The following is an 18673-nucleotide window of genomic DNA, read 5'->3' on the forward strand; positions in this document are numbered from 1 at the left end:
CCTTTGAACAACTGGACATCAGTCAGTAGACAGACAGGTGCGGCCCTGCGCAGGCTATCGCGAAACGAGCCCCCGGCACTACCCTCAAGCCACGTCTTTCCACGTCGCAACCGTGATCGTGCTGGCGTCGGTGCACCTCGCGGCGTCACCCGGCCGGCAATTGGGACCGGGGTGGATCCCGCCGGATGCCCGGTGCCTGAGCCGCCGCGAACGTTCGCCAGGACGCCCCGCGGAATCGTCACCCGGAAGCCGGCGAATGCGAATCTTCGGATTTAACTCCGGCGCTTTGCGTTGCCCTCCGGCGCGGCGCCCGCGACCGCATCTCACCAAGACGAAGATTCGGTACTTGTTAACGATTCCAGTTCTTTGCATGAACAAATGACTGCGCCCGGGTTTCGACCCGGTGCGCGGCACGAGCAAATCCGGTCCCGCGGTCGGCCGGGCTCCCTCGCCGCACCGGACTCCTGCAGGCCGATATCGGCGTCGCATAGAGTTGTCTCATGCCTACGAAATCTGACCCTGGCGAAATCGGCGATGTCGAGCCGCTGGCCGACAGCACCGCTAACCAGGCCAGGCGAGTCGTCGCCGCATACGCGAACGACGCTGACGAGTGCCGCGTTTTCTTGTCCATGCTCGGTATTGGACCGGCGAAACTCGACGCATAAATGGCTCCCCGGGGAAGCCAGCGCTCGACGACCTCAGAGTTCGGGAATTCCGACTTTGTGGTGGTCGCTAATCGGCTGCCGGTCGATTTGGAACGGCTCCCTGACGGCACCACAAGTTGGAAACGCAGCCCCGGCGGCCTGGTGACGGCCTTGGAGCCGCTACTGCGCAAGCGCAGCGGGGCGTGGGTCGGGTGGCCCGGCGTCGTCGACGACGAAGTCGACGTCGACGATGAGCCGGTAGCGCAAGACGAGCTGCAGCTGCACCCGGTACGTCTGTCCTCCGACGACGTCGCCCAGTACTACGAGGGGTTCTCCAACGCGACGCTGTGGCCGCTGTACCACGACGTCATCGTCAAGCCGATCTACCACCGCGAATGGTGGGACCGCTACGTCGAGGTCAACGAGCGCTTCGCCGAAGCCACCTCCCGCGCCGCCGCGAAGGGCGCGACGGTCTGGGTTCAGGACTACCAACTGCAGCTGGTCCCCAAGATGCTGCGCACCCTGCGCCCGGATCTGACCATCGGCTTCTTCCTGCACATCCCGTTCCCACCGGTCGAGCTGTTCATGCAGATGCCGTGGCGCACCGAGATCATCGAGGGCTTGCTGGGGGCCGACCTGGTCGGATTTCATCTGGTCGGTGGCGCCCAGAATTTCCTGTTTTTGTCCCGGCAACTGGTCGGTGCCAACACCTCGCGGGGCGCCGTCGGGGTGCGGTCGCGGTTCGGCGAAGTGCAGCTGGAATCCCGCACCGTCCGGGTGGGCGCCTTCCCCATCTCCATCGACTCCGGCGCTCTTGACCAGGTAGCCCGGCACCGCGACATCCGGCGCCACGCCAAGGAGATTCGCGCGGAGCTGGGAAACCCGCGCAAGATCCTGCTCGGGGTCGACCGGCTCGACTACACCAAGGGCATCGACGTCCGGCTGAAGGCCTTTTCGGAGTTGCTCGCCGAGGGACGCATCAAGCGTGACGACACGGTGCTGGTCCAGCTGGCCACACCAAGCCGCGAACGCGTGGAGAGCTACCAGATTCTGCGCAACGACATCGAACGCCAAGTCGGCCACATCAACGGCGAATACGCCGAAGTCGGGCATCCGGTGGTCCATTACATCCATCGCTCGGTTCCCCGTGACGAGCTCATCGCGTTCTTCGTGGCCAGCGACGTCATGCTGGTCACTCCGCTGCGGGACGGCATGAACCTGGTGGCCAAGGAGTACGTCGCCTGCCGCAGCGATCTCGGCGGTGCGCTGGTTCTGTCCGAATTCACCGGCGCTGCAGCTGAATTGCGACAGGCCTACCTGGTCAACCCGCACGACCTCGAGGGCGTCAAGGACGCGATCGAGGCGGCGCTGAACCAGCCGGCCGACGAGGGCCGCCGGCGGATGCGATCGTTGCGGCGCCAGGTGCTTGCTCATGACGTGGACCGTTGGGCACGATCATTTCTCGATGCGCTCGCCGAGGCGCGTCCCCCGATTACGAAATAGCGCCGGACCCATGGTGCTGGTGCCGAAACGCTGTTTTACTCGATGCAGCGTATTGGGAAAGCCGGAAGGGAGGGCACTGTGAAGATGCGTCGCGCGCTGGCCGCAGGAGCCGGCGTCTTCTCAGCAGTGGCAATCGGAATCGCGCTGGAATCCGGTAACCCGGCACACGCTCTCGGCCCACCGGCGGACGGCAAGTACAGCTACAATGAGGCCGGCGTATCGGGCGTTACCTGGACCATCACCGCGATCTGCGATCAGCCCTCCGGAACCCGGAATATGAACGACTATTCCGACCCGATCATTTTCGCGATGCAATGCGCGCTGAACGTCGTGAGCGCCACCGACGAGAAGATCAGCGCTGCCGACAAACTGCAGAACTTCAGCGGCCGGGCCCGGATGTCCAGCATGCTGTGGACTTTCGGCGTCGACAAGGCAGACGGAGTGTCCTGTCCGGGCGGCGGCACCGCACCGTCCACCGAAACCTGGGCCTTCAGCGACGAATCTATGAGCGGCACCCATACCACGATGCACGGTGCCGTCTGTGGCATGGAACCGGCGATGAAGAAGACGCCGTTCTCGCTGCAGATGACCGGGCCACCGCCCAGCCCGATCCAGCGTTACCCCATGCACTGCAACGAATTTGCGATGTGCTTCTGAGCGGATCGGCTTAGATCGGCGTGATGTAGTTGATCAGCCATTTGTTGCCGATCCTCTTGAAGTCCACCCGCAGTCGGCTGCCGTCGTAAAGCGGCTGCCGCGTCTTGTCGGTCACGGTGCGGTTCATGTACACCATCACTGAAGCCGAATCCCGCTTCGCCGACATGACCCCAACGCCAACAACATTGGCCTGTACGACCACCTCGCGCTTCTTGGCCTCGGGGATGATCTGCGCGTTGGCACTCTTCTGGAATTCCTGGCGATAGTCGGGCGTCAGCATCGGATACGCCTCGGCGAGACTGCGTTCGACGGTCTGGTAGTCATAAGCGAACACGGCGGGCACCTCTTTGGCGGCCAGCTGCGGTAACACCGCTCGCGCCGCCTGCTCGCCACGGATCTCCACCCGTTCCCAGTAGAACCAGCCGGCCGCAGCGGACAACCCGACCACGCCCACGACCGCGAGGTATCCCGCGGTGGCGATCAGCCAACGCCGCCAACGCATCAGTTGCCCCCGTCGGGGTACTTCAGGTCGTAACCCGTCATGTGCCCCTGCTCGTCCTCGTGCACGACGACTCGCAGTCGGTAGGGCATGGATGGCTTGTGCACGCCGTCGATGTCGGCCACCGTTACCCGGACCGACACCAGCACCGAGGCGTTATCCGTAACCGTGTCAATGCCTTCCAGAGCCGCGCCGTTGATCACTGCCTCCGACGTCGCGTTGGTGGAACGGAAAAGCGCCTTGAGGTTTTCGATGTTGTTATTGGCGCCCAGCATGCCGCGCAGCGGTCCGCTGGTGCCGTTGTAGAAACGGTTCACGCTCTCGTCGATGTTGTCCTGCTTGTAACTGAACATGTTTTGCACCGTCTGCGTGGCGGTGTCGACGAAACGCTGATCACGGGCCTGCGCGGCTTCGGCGTGACGCTGCGAAATAACCAGGGCGGTCAGGCCCGCCGCCAGCCCGCCAAGCGCCAACAATGCGGCCGCGAACGAAATCCAGCCAACCATGCGACCATTCGGCCGCCGCCGCGGTGGCGGCTTGAGCGCCTTGAGGGTCTTGGCGCGTTTGACCGGTTGCTTCTTCGGTGCGGCGGGAGCCTCGAGCGCAATCTCGGTCGCGATGCTCGACTCGCTCTTCGCCGGACCGGCCGCGCGCGATGCCCGGCGACGAGTACGCGGTGGCGTCGTGGATTGTTCGCCCCCTGTTGCAGAGGCCACTTACATCGGCCTTGGATCAAGCATGAGGTCCACCCAATTCTCGGCGCTCGACGTGTTCGCGCCGGCCGCGAAGATACCAGTGCCTCCTGCCGGGTCCCTGAACGCGCCGGTGGACTCGTCATAGGTGGTGTACGCGGGGCCGCCGGCCTGTGACGGCAGACTCGGCGCAACCGGCGGACCCATGGCCTGCGGGGGTGATGGAGGCGGCAGCCACTTCGGATACGGGAGCAGCGGCGGCACCGGGGGGACGCCGGGCGGCATCCACGACGGGTTGCCCGGCGGCGGCGGCCTGTCGTTGGGCGGCGGGGGATCGAAGGCGGGCTGGTGGTTGGGCAGCGGCCCCGGCCCCGGCACCACACCCGGCGGGGGTGGACCGACGATGGGCGTACCCGGGTCCGGCTCCGCTTCCGGCGGAATGTAGGGGAACTTGTTGGGCGGCAACGTGTTCAGCCCATTTGTCTGCGGCGTGTTGTACGGCACCGGCGGACCGCGCCACGGGTTACGCCCAATCGGGACGTAGCCCTTCGGGTCACGACACAGCTGAATCGTCGGGGCACGCTTGCCGGGGAACTCCTGGCATGGATAGTTGCGCGCGCCACGCACGGTGCTGGGGTCGTTCTGCGCGACCTTGCAGTACATATCCCTTGGGAGTTCGCGCACCGTCTCGTCGGCAGGGGTGCGCATCAACGGCGGCGGCAAGAACCCGACAGCGCACGGCGGCGGGTCGTTGAGGTCGAGCTTGAAGTCCAACTTGCCGCCCTCGTCGAGGGGCGGGCCGCCCGCCATCGTGATGATCGCGGCGAACAGCGCCGGCAATACCACCAACAGCTGCTCGATCGACTTGTGGTAGATCACGCCGACCCGGCCCAGGTTCGCAAGGTTGGCGGCCAGCGCCGGGAAACTGGGGCGGATGCCGGAGAACGCGGTGCTTGCCTCGTCGGCGGCGCCCGGCGCGGTGGCCAACGTCGAACGGAGCTGAGGGTCGGCCCGTCGCACCTCGGAAGTGAACCGCGCCAACCCATCTGCCAGCGACTTGATGTCAGCGCCGGCACGGATCTGGGATTGCAGGAACGGACCCGCCTGATCGATCAGCTGTGAGACTTGCGGATAGTCGGCGTTGGCCTCGTCCACCAGCAACCGGGCCGATTCCAGCAACCGGGCCAGCTCTGGACCCGAACCGTTGGCCGCCTGGAACGTCTCGTGCAGCAGCTCTTTTAGCCGGGTGTCACTCAGGCTGTTGACCAGCGTCTCGGCTCGCTTCAACAGATCGGCGACGTCCTGACCGATCCGGGTGTTCGCCCGGTCGATGCGAGAACCGTTGTGCAACTTGCTCGATGCCGGATCCTTGGGTGGCACCAGGTCGATGTACTGCTCACCGACGGCCGACACGCTCTTCACGGTGGCGATGACGTTCGACGGAATGGGAGTGCCGCTGTTCAGCCGCATCTCGGCGGTGACGCCACTTGGGTTCAGTGCCACCGACTCCACCCTGCCGACGGCGACGCCGCGATAGGTGACGTTGGCATTCTTGTACAGACCGCCGCCGGCGACGAAGTCGGCATTGGCAACATAGGTCCCGATGCCGAACGTCGCGGGCAAGCGCAGGTAGAAGATCGCCATGATGGTCAGCGTGACCGCGGTGATCACCGCGAATACCCAGAGCTGAATCCTGGTGAGTTTGTCAATCATCGTGCCGCCCTTACTGTCCCGAAGCCGTGCCGGGCGGAATCTTGAACGGGTCGGCCGCCTGTCCGGACAGGTTTGCCAGTTCGCCGGTCAAGAAGTCGGGCGGGTTGAGGATCTCGCTCATGTGCATCATGTTCGGGTCGAGCGCATACGACGTGGTGAAGAACGTCTCACCGAGTCGGCGCAAAGTCAGGTCGAACGTGGTGAACACGTTGAGGTAGTCGCCACGGACGGCTTGCTTGATGCCGTAGTTGGGGAAGGGGAACGTCAGCAATATCTGCAGCGACGTGACGAGGTTCTTCCGGTTGTCGTTGAGCGCCTTGACGACCGAATACAGGTCTTTGAGATCTTCGGCGAAGTCGGTCTTCGTCTTCGACAATACGTGTGAGGTGACCGTCGCCAACTTCTTCAGCGAAGCGAACGCGTCGACAATGTGTTCGCGATTCTTGTTGAGCACCTTCAGCGCCTCGGGCAGGGTGTCCAGCGCCCGGGCCAGATTGTCCTTGTCGCGCGCGAGCGTCGCGGAAAACCGGTTCAAACCGTCGACCGCATCGATGATGTCACCCACCTGCCGGTTGAGTCCCGACGTCAATTCAGCCAGCCTGGGTACCAGGTCGACGAACTGGTTCTGCCGTCCCGCCACCGCCTGGTACGTCTCATCGGTGATCTCTTCCAGCGCACCGAGATTGCCCTTGTTGACCACGACGCCAAGGGCCGAGAAGACCTCCTCGGTGGTCGGGAATCGGCCGGTGTTGGACTCCGAGATCTTGGACCCGTCGACGAGGCGGCCGGTCGCCGGCTTGCCCTTGGGCGCCGCCAGATCGATGTGCAGCGAACCCAGCAACGAGGTCTGCGCGACGGTGGCGGTGGAGTTCGCCGGCAACACGACATTCTTGTCCAGCGCCAATTTTACTGCGGCATAAAAGGATCCGTCGGAGCGCTGCTCGGCAGCGATACCGGCCACACTGCCGACCGTGACGTCGTCGACCATCACCGGTGAGTTCTGCGGCAACGTCGCGACGTCGGGCATTTCGACTGTGATCGAGAATGCGCCGCTGCCGTGACCGGCGGTGCCCGGCATCGACAGCGAGTTCAGCCCGCCGAACTGGCAGCCGGCGAGCAATACGCTGCCCGCCGCTAATGCGCTGCCGCGCAACATGATTCGTCTCATCCGCCGCCGCCCGGAGCATTTTGCAGTCCTGCGGCGGGGCCCGGCGCAGGACCCGGCAGGGGGCCGAACGCGGATCCCGGGCCGGGACCGGGAGCAGGAGCGGGCGAGGGCGCGCCGGCCGGACCCGGCGCCGGTCCAGCCTGCGGGGCGGTCGGCACCAGCAGGGCCTGCAAGTCGGCCGGATTCTGGACGGCCGGCGGCGGAACACCTTGAGCCGGTATCCAGGTCAGCTGCGGAATCGGGGTCTGCGCCTTGGCTTCCGTGGCCGGGGTGTCGTAGATGATCTGACCCTTGTACGCGGTGATCGTGTTGAGCGGGTGGAACATGACCGGCGGGTAATTGACCGCCAGCCGGCGCAGCACCGGTCCCAGCCGTTCGCGGCACAGCTCGGCACGCCGGTAATAGTCGGGTGCGCGCGGGCCGGCGGCCGTCTCGAAGGAGCCACCGCAGATGAACTGCACCGGGTTGGCGAACTCGGGAATCGACAACAGGCCGTTCAGCGTGCCCTGGGCCGGGTCATAGATGTTGTAGAAGTTGGCGATACCGGGGCCGGCGACGTGCAGCACCTGTTCGATGTTGTCGCTCTGATCGCTCAATGTCTTGCTGAAGTCGTTGAGCTGGTTGACCGTATCGATCAGCGTCGAGTTGTTCTGGTGCAGGAACCCGCGGATGTCCGTGAGTGCCTGGTTGAGGTTGCCCAGCGTGTTGTCCAGATGGCGTGAGCTGTCGGCGAGCACCTGCGATACCGACGCGACGTTTCCGGCGAACTGCACGATCTGGTCGTTACTCGCCGACAGCGCGTTGACCAGCACCTGCAGGTTCTTGATCGTGCCGAAGATGTCACTGCGCGAATCCCCCAGTCGCCCAGCCACTTGCGAAAGCTCCTGCAGCGCACTGTGGAACGATTGGCCCTTGCCGTCGAACGTGTCCGCGGCCTGGTTGATCGCCGCGCCCAACGGCCCCTGCATCGAGCCGGCGGTCGGTCCCAACGAGACTGCCAATTGGGTCAGGGCTTCTTTGACCTCGTCCCATTCCACCGGAACCGCGGTGCGGGACAGATCGATGCTGGCGCCGTCGGGTAGCACCGCCCCACCGGTGTAGGCCGGCGCGAGCTGAATGAACCTGGCCGCCACCAGATTCGGCGACATGATGACGGCCTTGGCGTCCTTGGGGATCTTCACGTCCTTGGGCACCGACATCGTGATTTTGACGTCCGACGGCCGCGGCTCGATGGAGTCGATCGTGCCGATCGGCACACCGAGCACCCGTACCTGATCTCCGGGATACAACCCGACCGCGGACGTGAAGTATCCGGTGATGGTGCGTTTATTCGCCTTCGCGGTAAGCACATACACGCCACCCACCAGCACCGCGACCAGCGCGATGATGGTGGTGTAGCGCAGCCCGCGGCTGCCGGCGATCCTCCTCATGAGGACAATCCCGGCATCATGGCGACTTCGGGCGGATGGTCCAGCGTTCCTGGATCAACCCGCGCAGGTAGTCGGAGAGGCTGGCCGGCAGCTTGCCCGGCTGGTAGAAGAAGTCAAACATCGTGGCCAGCAGCGGTGCCGGAATGACGCCGTAGACGTTGACGTTGAATCCGGGCCCGGACCCGACCACCTCGCCGAGCTCGGTGGCGTACGTGGGCAACCGCTTGAGGGCCTCGGTGATGTAGTCGCGGCGCTCGTTGAGGTTGCTCAGCACGTCGTTGAGCTTGCTCAGGGCGGGGCCGAACTCCTTGCGGTTGTCGGCGACGAAGCCGGAAATCTGGACCGAGACGTCGTTGATGCCCGAGATCAATTGCCCCAGGGCGGCGCGGCGCTCGTCGAGCGCGGCGAACAACTCGTTGCCGTCGTCGACCAATTTGTTGACCTGATTGGCCCGGTCGGACAACACCGCTGTCACCGACTTCGCATGTGCAAGCAGGCTTTGCAGCGCCTCGTCTCGGCGATTCAGGGTGCGGGACAACGAGGTCACCCCGTCCAGCGCGCCGCGCAGTTCCGGGGTGGCGCCGTGCAGCGTGTCGGTGAGAACGTTCAACGCCTGTTCGAACTGCGGCTTGTTCAGGTTGTTGGCATTTTGACCCAGATCCTCGAGGGCACCGGCCAGCGTGTACGGCGTCGTCGTGCGGCTCAGCGGAATCGTGGTGGCCTTGCCGTGACCGGCAGGAGTCACCGCAATGGAGCGCTCACCCAGGATGGTGTCGGTGCGGATCGCGGCCAGTGACTGGTCACCGACCGCGACGTGGCGATCGACGGAGAACGTCACCTTCGCACTGTCGCCGGCCAGACCGACCGCCTGCACCTTGCCCACCTTGAAGCCCGACACGTACACGGAGTTGCCGGGCGAGATACCGCCGGCGTCACTGAAATAGGCGTCGTAGACCCGGCCCTGCGGCCAGAATGGCAAGTTGGAGTAACCGAACGCGAGCAACACCACGCACAGGACCAGCACCACGCCGAAGACCCCGGTGCGCAACGGATCACGTTCACGCTTGTCATTGCTTGACAAATGCGCACCTTCCTTGACTGGGATCCACCTGGCCACCCAGGGGCAGGCGGATGTCGCTACCGGCCGGTCCGTTGATTTTGATCGTCACGGAGCAGAAGTAGATGTTGAAGAACGAGCCATAGGCACCGAGTGCGGCCAGGCGCAGATAGTCCTCGCCCAGTTGCTCGACGTCGTTGTCGACCTCGGCCTTGCGGTTGTCGATCTCGGTGGCCAACGGCCGGGTGTTTTCCAGGATGCCTTGCAGCGGCCGACGTGAATTCTTCAGCAGCTCAGTGAGATCCGTCGTCGTCGACGCGAGCGGCGGAATGGCTCCGGCGATCGAGTCCTTGTTCTTGGCCAGCCCACTGATCAATTGCTGCAGCTGGTCGACGCTGGTCGAGAATTGCGCGCTCTTTTGATCGATGGTGCCCAGCACCTGGTTCAGATTGGTGATCGTGTCGCCGATGAGTTGGTCGCGCTGGCCCAGCGCCGTCGAGAAAGCACTGGTGTCGGCCAGCACGTTCGACAACGCCCCGCCCTGGCCCTGCAACAACTCGATGACGGCGCCGCTGATCGTGTTGACCTTGTCGGCGTCCAAACCCTTGAGCAGCGGCCGCAGTCCACCCAGCAGCGCATCCAAATCCAGTGCGGGCTGGGTGTGTTGGGCGTTGATCGTGCCGCCCGGCGCCAGCTTGCGCAGCTCCCCCGGACCCGACGTGATCTCGAGGAAACGGTCACCGACCAGGTTTTCGTAGCGGATCACCGCGCGCGTGGACGAGTACAGCGTGTAGCGGCTGTCGATGCCGAATGCCACGTCGACGGTGTTGTCCGGGTTGAGTTTGACGCCGTTCACCGAACCGACGGGTACACCGGAAATGCGAACCTTTTGGCCGGCCTTCAGTCGAGACGCGTCGATAAACGTTGCGTGATAGCTGCTTTCGTTGCCGAACCGGAAGTCGCCGAAGACCACCACCAAACCCGCGGCGACCAGCAGCATCGCTACCGTGAAAATGCTGACCTTGATCACCATCGACCGGTGCGATGGCATTTCCGACCCCGCCATCAGAAGTCGTCCCGTTCGGCGAACGAGCCGTGGAACAAGAACTGCAGCGTCGAGGGCGCGTCGAACTGCAGTTCGGTGAACGGCTCGTACGGGATGTTGGCGTTATCGGTGACCAGGAACGGCGCCCGATACCACGATCCGCCGTTCTGCTTGTTCGGAATGTCAGGCAGCCCACGGCAGTTGGGTCCGCCCGAAGCGTTGACGATCGGCAGGGACTCCGGGTACGTGTAAGCCGGCGCGCCCAGGACGAAGCTCGACGAGGTGAACAGGCCCGCCTTGCGGACACCCAGAATTGGGCCGAACTCCTTGAGCCCCCGATCGATACCCGCGAACAGGCAACCGAATTCGGGCGAGTAGTCCGAGGCCACCTTGAGTGGGGCCCGCAGCCTGTTGATCGTGTCGATCAGGTCCTTCTCGGCCGGCTGCAACGTCTCGTAAGCGTTGTTGGACAGGCCGATCGTGGCCAGCAGGGTGTCGTTGAGATTCTTCTGCTGGTCGACGACGGTCCTGTTGATGGTGGGCAGGTTGTCGAAGATCGTGTTCAGGTCCGGGGCGGCGTCGGCGTACACACCTGTGACGATCGCGGCCTTGCGGAAGTCCTCCTGCAGCGCGGGCAACTTCGGATTCGTTTGCTGTGCCAGGGTATTCACGCCCGAGAGCAGCGCACCCAAGTCGTCACCATGACCGCGCAAACCTTCGGCGAAAGCGCTGAGCGTCCCGTTCAATTCAACCGGGTCGACCTTGTGCAGCAGATCCATCAGCGACTGAAACAGCGTGTTGACTTCCAGTTGCACCGCGGAGGCCTCGACGTGTGCGTTGGGACGCAGCGATGTCGGCGAAGGAGCCTGGGGCGGCACGAATTCCACCGACTTGGCGCCGAAGATCGTATTACCCGCGATATGCACCGGCGCGTTGGAGGGGATGAAATGCAGGTCGTCGCTGTTGATCGCCAGCGTCAGGCGTGCCTGCTCACCCCCGTAGCTGATGTCGGTGACCTTGCCGATCTGGATGCCGCGGTACTTGACCTTGGCGCCCTTGTCCATCACCAGACCAGCACGTGGCGCCGCGACGGTGACCGTGTCGACGGAGGCGAAAGCCGCTGTGTACGAGAGGTACGTCAGCACCGAAAACGCCACCAACAAACTGGCCAGCAGCGCCGCTGCCAGCCGAACATGTGTGCGTCGCGATCCGGTATCCGACATGTGTTTAAGCGGTCCCCTTACCCCGAGAGGTTGAAGTTACCGGACGCGCCGTAAACAGCCAGCGAGATGAACAAAGTAATGACGACAACGACGATCAGCGAGGTCCGCACCGCCTGACCGACCGCGATGCCCACTCCCACCGGCCCGCCACTGGCGTTGTAGCCGTAATAGGTATGGACCAGCATCACCGCAATGGACATCACGATGGCCTGCAGGAACGACCAAAGGAGGTCCGAGGGGATGAGGAATGTATTGAAGTAGTGGTCGTAGAGACCCGCCGACTGCCCGTTGATGAAAACCGTGGTGAACCGGGCGGCGAAAAACGCGGCGAGCACCGAGAGCGAATACAGCGGCACGATCGCGACCAGGCCGGCGATCAGTCGCGTCGACACCAGGTAGGACACCGAGTGCACCGCCATGCATTCGACGGCGTCGATCTCCTCCGAGACCCGCATCGCGCCCAGTTGGGCGGTGGCACCGGCACCAATCGTGGCGGCCAGCGCGATGCCGGCAATGACCGGTGCGACCACGCGCACGTTCAGGAACGCCGAGAGGAAGCCGGTCAATGCCTCGATACCGATGTTGCCCAGCGACGAGTAACCCTGGACGGCGATGACCCCTCCGGAGGCCAGCGTCAGGAACGCCGCGACGCCGACCGTGCCGCCGATCATCACCAGCGCGCCGGCCCCCAGGGTCATCTCCGCGACCAGCCGGATCGTCTCCTTGCGGTACCGGGTCAGCGCGTTGGGGACGTAGCGCACGGTTTGGCCGTAGAAGAGCGCCTGCTCGCCGAAGTCGTCGACCGGCCCCTGCAGCCGGGAGAACACGCGGCGGAACCGGTAAGTGACGTCGTAACTCATCGCGTGATCACTCGCCTCGTCATTTGGTCGAGAACCGCACGCCGATGGCCGTCATCACGACGTTGATGACGAACAGACAGATGAACGCGTAGACGACGGTTTCGTTGACCGCGTTGCCGACGCCCTTCGGCCCACCCTTGACGGTGAGGCCGCGGTAGCAGCCGACCAGACCGGCCATCACACCGAACAACAGCGCCTTGACTTCGGCGAGCACCAACTCGCGCAGACCGGTCAACACGGTCAACCCGTTGATGAACGCGCCTGGATTCACCCCCTGGAGAAACACGGAGAAAACGTACCCACCGGACAAGCCGATCGCGCACACCAAACCGTTAAGCAACAGTGCGACAACGGTAGAAGCCAGAACGCGGGGCACCACCAGCCGGTGGATCGGGTCGATGCCGAGCACCCGCATCGCGTCGATTTCTTCGCGGATGGTGCGGGCACCGAGGTCGGCACAGATCGCGGTGGCGCCCGCCCCGGCGACAACGAGCACGGTCACCACCGGGCCCAACTGGGTGATGGTGCCGAACGCCGTTCCGGCGCCGGACAAATCGGCCGCGCCGATCTCGCGAAGCAGGATATTGAGGGTGAATGCGACCAGGACCGTGAACGGGATCGAGACCAACAGAGTCGGGACCAACGACACCCGCGCGATCATCCACGTCTGATCCAGAAACTCGCGGCCTTGAAACGGTCGTCGGAAAGAGGCACGGGCCGTATCGATCATCATCTCGAAAAACCCGCCGACAGCACGGGCGGGAACCGCAAGCTGTTCGATCAACCCGGTAGCCCCCCTTTGCTGCTCACGGCGAAGCCTGTGCTTCGCCTTTGCGTTGTCTTTACTCGCAGCCGGCTCCGTGTGAGCCGGATCATATTAACTCAGAGAAAGTTCACGGTGTCAATGAACAGGTTATCTCTGTCTAAACCGCTAATTTGTCCTGGTCAGCGGCCTTAAGTCAGTGCCAATCTGACACACGTTCTACTAGCTGATTTCGCCCGGAGAAACAGCTTCGCGTCGCTATTGTTCCATTAATGCGGTCGCGGCAAAGTTACGTTCTGGATCCCGACCAGCAAAGTAGTCGCGCAAAGTGCTGCTGAGGTAGTCCGAGTCCCACGCGGCGCCGTCCGCGATGAATCGGTGCTCCGCCGTCGGAGCTGAGACCAATGTCACTTGAGGTCCATAAACGATGAACACCTGACCGTTAACCTCGGCGGCCGCGGGAGACGCTAGGAACTGCACCAGGTTCACCACGTGATCGGGCGACAGCGGGTCGACGCCGCCGTCCTCTATATCCGGTGCGCTGCCGAACACGTCCGCCGTCATCGCGGTGCGCGCGCGTGGGCAGATCGCGTTGGCACACACCCCGTAACGGCCCAGCGCCCGGGCCGCGGTCAGGGTGAGCGAGATGATGCCGGCCTTGGCGGCGCCGTAGTTGGCTTGCCCGACCGGACCCACCAGTCCGGCCTCGGAGGCGGTGTTGACGATCCGGCCGAAGATCGATCCGCCGGCGTCCTTGGCCCGGCTGCGCCAGTAGGTCGCGGCGTTGCGGGTGAGCAGGAAGTGCCCACGCAGGTGCACCGCGATGACCTGGTCCCATTCCTCGTCGGACATGTTGAACAGCATCCGGTCGCGGGTGATGCCGGCATTGTTGACCACGATGTCGAGTCCGCCCAGGCCGTCGGCGCACGACACCAGCTCGTCGGCCGTCGAGCGCTGGCTGATGTCACCGGTCACCGCGACGGCCTTGGAACCGGCGGCGCCGATCTCGTCGATCACGTCCGAGGCATCCAGGGCGGCGGCGATGTCGTTGACGACGACGGTGGCGCCGAGGCGGGCCAGACCAAGCGCTTCGGCGCGCCCGAGTCCCGCGGCCGCACCGGTCACCACCGCGACCTTCCCGGATAGATCGGTCGCGTTCGTGCTGCTAGTCAATTTATGAATACCTCTAGTTTCGGGGTCTCTCGCCGCTAGTCTTCGCGCAGCAACGCCGCGCGCGGGCACTCGGCGATCGCCTGCTCGGCGAGATTTTCTTGGTCGGACGGAATCGGATCGAGCTTTACGACGGCGTAGTCCTCATCATCGAGGTCGAAGACATCTGGTGCGATTCCCAAGCACACCGCGTTGCCCTCGCACCGGTCACGATCCACGATCACCCGCACGGCATCCTCCTTGAAGCTGGCCCGGATCTCGTCCTGTGTCCCATCAGAATGTAGCTCCACCATAGGGCTCACGTGCGTCTGAGGAAACGGTCGCTGGATTCCCAGACTAGAACGTGTTACAACCGGGAAGACGAACGGGTCGCCGTTGGTCGAGTAGCCGCTTGTCACGTTCAACCAAAAGGACGGCTGGAATGCGCATCAGTTACACCCCTGAACAGGAGGAGCTGCGTCGCGAGCTGCGGTCGTACTTCACCGCGCTCATGACGCCGGAACGCCGCGAGGCGCTGCACTCGACCCAGGGCGAGGTCGGAACGGGCAACGCGTATCGCGACACCGTTGCGCAGATGGGCAAGGATGGGTGGCTCACCCTGAACTGGCCCAAGGAGTACGGCGGCCAGGACCGGTCCCCGATGGACTCGCTGATCTTCACCGACGAAGCCGCGATCGCCGGCGTGCCGGTGCCGTTCCTGACGATCAACAGCGTGGCACCCACGATCATGGCGTTCGGCACCGAAGAGCAGAAGAAATTCTTCCTGCCCAAGATCGCCGCCGGAGAACTGCACTTCTCGATCGGTTACTCCGAGCCCGGCGCCGGCACCGACCTGGCGAACCTGCGCACCACGGCGGTCCGCGACGGCGACGACTACGTGATCAACGGCCAAAAGATGTGGACCAGCCTGATCGCCTACGCCGACTGGGTCTGGCTGGCGGTGCGCACCAACCCCGAAGCCAAGAAGCACCGCGGCATTTCGATGCTGGCGGTGCCGACGACCGCCGAGGGCTTCTCCTGGACTCCCGTGCACACGATGGCCGGGGTGGACACCAGCGCCACCTATTACTCGGACGTGCGCGTCCCGGTGACCAACCTGATCGGCGAGGAGAACGGCGGCTGGAAGCTGGTGACCAACCAGCTCAACCACGAGCGAGTCGCCCTGGTCTCGCCGCAACCGATCTTCCTGGCCCTGCGCGAGGTTCGCGAATGGGCGCAAAACACCAAGGACGACGGCGGGGCCAGGCTGATCGACTCCGAGTGGGTCCAGCTGAACCTGGCGCGAGTGCACGCCAAGGCCGAGGTGCTCAAGTTGATCAACTGGGAACTGGCCTCTGAAGCAGGGGGGGCGCAGGGGCACGACCTGGGCCCCGCGGACGCGTCGGCGGCGAAGGTGTACGGCACCGAGCTGGCCACCGAGGCCTACCGGCTGCTGATGGAGGTGCTGGGCACCGCGGCGACGGTGCGCCAGGACTCGCCGGGTGCGCTGTTGCGCGGCCGGGTCGAGCGGATGCACCGCGCATGCCTGATCCTCACCTTCGGCGGCGGCACCAACGAGGTGCAGCGCGACATCATCGGCATGGTCGCCCTCGGGCTGCCTCGAAACCGCTAAGCATCGACAAGGACGGCATCGGAATGGATTTCACGACAACCGAAGCGGCGACTGACCTCGGCGGCCTGGTCGACACGATCGTGGACTCGGTGTGCACACCGGAGCATCAGCGCGAGCTCGACGGGCTCGATCAACGGTTCGACCGCGGCCTGTGGCAGAAGCTGATCGAGGCCGACATTCTCACCAGTGCGTCGGCGTCGGCGCTGGGCGGCGACGGTTTCGGTGCGCTCGAACAGGTCGCGATCCTGGTTGCCCTCGGTCGCCAGTTGGCCGCCGTGCCGTACCTGGAATCGGTGATGCTGGGCGCCGGAGTGCTGGCACGCTTCGGCTCCGAGGATCTGCAGCAGACCTGGGGAGTACCCGCCGTCAAGGGAGAGAAGATCCTGACGCCCGCCCTGGACGGCGAGATGGGTGAGGGCCCCGTGCGGGCCACCCGCGCCGGTGACGGTTACCAGCTGACCGGGACGCGCACCCAGGTCTTCTTCGGCCCCGTTGCGGATGCCTTCCTTGTTCCGGCCGAAACCGATTCCGGCACAGCCGTTTTCCTGGTCAGCGCCGAAGACGAGGGCGTCAAGGTGACCACGCTGGCGACCACCGGGAAGAACAGTGTCGGGCATCTCGCGCTGGACGGCGTAGCGGTGGACGAGGCCCGCAAGGTCGGCGGAAGCGAAGTCGTCGCCTGGCTCGGCACGCTGGGGACCCTGGGCCGCAGCGCCTATCAGCTCGGGGTGCTCGATCGCGGTTTGCAGATGACGGCCGAATACGCCCGCGAGCGCGAGCAATTCGACCGTCCGATCGGCAGCTTCCAAGCGGTGTCACAACGACTGGCCGACGGTTACATCGACGTCAAGGGGCTGCGGCTGACGCTCACCCAGGCGGCGTGGAAGGTCTCCGAGGACATCCCCGCCGAGATCGACGTGGCCAGCGCCGCGTTCTGGGCCGCCGACGCCGGACACCGCGTCGCGCACACCATCGTGCACGTGCACGGTGGCGTGGGCGTCGACACCGATCACCCCGCACACCGCTACTTCCTGGCCGCCAAAGAGGCGGAGTTCGCGTTGGGCGGTGCCACCGGGCAGCTGCGCCGCATCGGTCGCGAGCTGGCGGAAACTCCTGCCTAGCTTCGTGATTCCGGCCGACCCGACGGTCACCAAGCTGCTGGAGCCGCTGGCTGAGATCGACGACCGGGGGATCTACTTCGAGGAGTCGTTCACCAGCTGGCGCGATCATCTGCGACACGGTGCCGCGATCGCGGCGACGCTGCGCGAGCGGCTCGACCCCAACCGGCCGCCGCACGTCGGCGTACTGCTGGAGAACACGCCGTTCTTCTCGGCGATGTTGACGGCGGCCGGCACGTCGGGGATCGTGCCGGTCGGACTCAACTCGGTGCGCCGCGGCGAGGCACTGGCCCGCGATATCAGCCGGGCCGACTGCCAGCTGGTCCTCGCCGACTCGAAATCCGCTGCGACACTGGATGACATCGATCACCTGAACGTCGATTCGGCGCAGTGGGTGGCCGAAGTCGACGCACATCGTGATGCCGAGTTGAGTTTCCAGTCAGCGTCGGCCGAAGACCTCTTCATGCTGATCTTCACCTCGGGCACCAGCGGGGAGCCCAAGGCGGTGAAGTGCAGCCATGGCAAGGTCGCGATCGCCGGAACGACAATGACACAACGGTTCGACCTCGGCCGTGTCGACGTCTGCTATGTGTCGATGCCGTTGTTCCATTCCAACGCGGTTCTGGTCGGCTGGGCGGTGGCTGCGGCGTGCCGGGGCTCAATGGCGTTGCGGCGCAAGTTCTCTGCATCGAACTTTATGGTCGACGTCCGCCGCTACGGGGCGACCTACGCCAACTACGTCGGTAAGCCGCTGTCCTATGTGCTGGCCCAGCCGGAGCAACCCGACGACGCGGACAATCCGCTGCGGGTGGTGTACGGCAACGAGGGCGTGCCCACCGACATCGAACGATTCGCACGCAGATTCGGCTGCAAGGTGCAGGACGGGTTCGGCTCGACCGAAGGTGGAGTCGCGATCGCCCGCACACCCGACACGCCGCCGGGCGCCTTGGGACCGCTGACCGAGGGGCTGGACATCGTCGACCCCGAGACCGGCAAGTCCTGCCCGGCCGGAGTCGTCGGCGAGTTGGTGAACACCAGCGGGCCGGGCCGTTTCGAGGGTTACTACAATGACGCTGCCGCCGAGGCCGAGCGAATGGCCGGCGGCATCTATCACAGTGGTGACCTCGCCTATCGCGACGAGGACGGATTCGCGTACTTCGCTGGGCGCCTTGGTGATTGGATGCGGGTCGACGGCGAGAACCTCGGTGCGGCACCGATCGAACGGGTTCTGTCGCGATACCCCGACGCGGCCGAGGTCGCCGTCTATGCGATCCCCGACCCGGTGGTCGGTGACCAGGTGATGGCCGCTTTGGTGATGGCACCGGGCAGCGAGTTCGACGCCGAGAAGTTTCGGGCGTTCCTGGCCGAGCAGCCCGATCTGGGGCCCAAACAATGGCCGTCGTACGTCCGGATCAGCGCGGAGCTGCCGCGGACGGTGACTTTCAAGGTGCTCAAACGCCAGTTGGCGGCCGAAGGTGTCGACTGTCATGATCGGGTATGGCCGATACCCCGATAGCCC

The 18673-nt window shown here is 64.7% G+C and carries 18 protein-coding genes; 6 read left to right on the forward strand and 12 right to left on the reverse strand.

Annotation, left to right across the window (positions count from 1 at the left end; genetic code table 11):
* Positions 1-500: 500 nt before the first annotated feature.
* From AC5Y5O_RS17850 to AC5Y5O_RS17860, 3 genes are all read left to right on the forward strand, one after another.
* The gene (locus tag AC5Y5O_RS17850; protein WP_090607062.1) at positions 501-665 is read left to right on the forward strand and encodes a hypothetical protein; all 165 of its coding nucleotides are present in this window, start codon (positions 501-503) and stop codon (positions 663-665) included.
* Positions 666-2147, forward strand: coding sequence for an alpha,alpha-trehalose-phosphate synthase (UDP-forming) (locus tag AC5Y5O_RS17855; RefSeq protein ID WP_500026263.1), 1482 nt, complete (start codon positions 666-668; stop codon positions 2145-2147). It begins immediately after the preceding gene.
* Between the two features lie 78 nt (positions 2148-2225).
* Entirely contained in the window at positions 2226-2804 is a 579-nt protein-coding gene (locus tag AC5Y5O_RS17860) for a hypothetical protein (protein WP_500026269.1), read from the forward strand.
* Positions 2805-2814: 10 nt separating this feature from the next.
* Here the strand turns inward: AC5Y5O_RS17860 and AC5Y5O_RS17865 are convergent, their stop codons facing one another.
* The 12 genes from AC5Y5O_RS17865 to AC5Y5O_RS17920 form a co-directional block, all read right to left on the reverse strand.
* Complete coding sequence (locus AC5Y5O_RS17865) at positions 2815-3306, reverse strand: Rv1363c family protein (protein WP_096290248.1); 492 nt, start codon at positions 3304-3306, stop codon at positions 2815-2817.
* Complete coding sequence (locus AC5Y5O_RS17870; protein WP_096290249.1) at positions 3306-4019, reverse strand: Rv1363c family protein; 714 nt, start codon at positions 4017-4019, stop codon at positions 3306-3308. The genes AC5Y5O_RS17865 and AC5Y5O_RS17870 overlap by 1 nt, the downstream gene beginning before the upstream one ends.
* Positions 4020-5708 carry a virulence factor Mce family protein gene (locus AC5Y5O_RS17875; RefSeq protein ID WP_096290250.1) on the reverse strand — a complete coding sequence of 563 codons (1689 nt, stop codon included), beginning with the start codon at positions 5706-5708 and terminating at the stop codon, positions 4020-4022.
* A 10-nt stretch (positions 5709-5718) separates the two neighbouring features.
* Complete coding sequence (locus tag AC5Y5O_RS17880; RefSeq protein ID WP_500026279.1) at positions 5719-6876, reverse strand: virulence factor Mce family protein; 1158 nt, start codon at positions 6874-6876, stop codon at positions 5719-5721.
* Positions 6873-8306 (reverse strand): virulence factor Mce family protein, encoded by a 1434-nt coding sequence (locus AC5Y5O_RS17885; RefSeq protein WP_096290252.1) that lies wholly within the window; start codon positions 8304-8306, stop codon positions 6873-6875. The genes AC5Y5O_RS17880 and AC5Y5O_RS17885 overlap by 4 nt, the downstream gene beginning before the upstream one ends.
* A 16-nt stretch (positions 8307-8322) precedes the next feature.
* Complete coding sequence (locus AC5Y5O_RS17890) at positions 8323-9387, reverse strand: virulence factor Mce family protein (RefSeq protein WP_096290253.1); 1065 nt, start codon at positions 9385-9387, stop codon at positions 8323-8325.
* Complete coding sequence (locus tag AC5Y5O_RS17895) at positions 9374-10429, reverse strand: MCE family protein (RefSeq protein ID WP_096290254.1); 1056 nt, start codon at positions 10427-10429, stop codon at positions 9374-9376. The genes AC5Y5O_RS17890 and AC5Y5O_RS17895 overlap by 14 nt, the downstream gene beginning before the upstream one ends.
* Positions 10429-11631: an MCE family protein gene (locus AC5Y5O_RS17900; protein ID WP_500026284.1), complete on the reverse strand. Its 1203-nt coding sequence runs from the start codon at positions 11629-11631 to the stop codon at positions 10429-10431. Before AC5Y5O_RS17900 ends, AC5Y5O_RS17895 begins: the two co-directional genes overlap by 1 nt.
* Positions 11632-11648: 17 nt before the next feature.
* On the reverse strand, positions 11649-12491 hold the full coding sequence (locus AC5Y5O_RS17905) for an MlaE family ABC transporter permease (protein WP_096290256.1): 843 nt from the start codon (positions 12489-12491) through the stop codon (positions 11649-11651).
* Between the two features lie 19 nt (positions 12492-12510).
* Positions 12511-13275, reverse strand: coding sequence for an MlaE family ABC transporter permease (locus AC5Y5O_RS17910; RefSeq protein ID WP_036471724.1), 765 nt, complete (start codon positions 13273-13275; stop codon positions 12511-12513).
* 237 nt (positions 13276-13512) lie between these two features.
* Entirely contained in the window at positions 13513-14427 is a 915-nt protein-coding gene (locus tag AC5Y5O_RS17915; protein ID WP_500026288.1) for a 3-oxoacyl-ACP reductase, read from the reverse strand.
* A gap of 35 nt (positions 14428-14462) precedes the next feature.
* Positions 14463-14654, reverse strand: a complete 192-nt coding sequence (locus tag AC5Y5O_RS17920; protein WP_096291388.1) for a ferredoxin — start codon at positions 14652-14654, stop codon at positions 14463-14465.
* Positions 14655-14845: 191 nt separating this feature from the next.
* Here AC5Y5O_RS17920 and AC5Y5O_RS17925 point away from each other — a divergent pair, with 191 nt between their 5' ends.
* The 3 genes from AC5Y5O_RS17925 to fadD17 are packed head-to-tail and all read left to right on the forward strand — an operon-like array spanning position 14846 to position 18670.
* Positions 14846-16036, forward strand: coding sequence for an acyl-CoA dehydrogenase (locus AC5Y5O_RS17925; protein WP_096290258.1), 1191 nt, complete (start codon positions 14846-14848; stop codon positions 16034-16036).
* 23 nt (positions 16037-16059) lie between these two features.
* Positions 16060-17157 carry an acyl-CoA dehydrogenase family protein gene (locus AC5Y5O_RS17930; RefSeq protein ID WP_096290259.1) on the forward strand — a complete coding sequence of 366 codons (1098 nt, stop codon included), beginning with the start codon at positions 16060-16062 and terminating at the stop codon, positions 17155-17157.
* A 4-nt stretch (positions 17158-17161) separates the two neighbouring features.
* Positions 17162-18670: a long-chain-fatty-acid--CoA ligase FadD17 gene (gene fadD17 / locus AC5Y5O_RS17935; RefSeq protein ID WP_096290260.1), complete on the forward strand. Its 1509-nt coding sequence runs from the start codon at positions 17162-17164 to the stop codon at positions 18668-18670.
* Positions 18671-18673: the final 3 nt, after the last annotated feature.

Source organism: Mycobacterium sp. NGS40 (genome assembly GCF_059812735.1).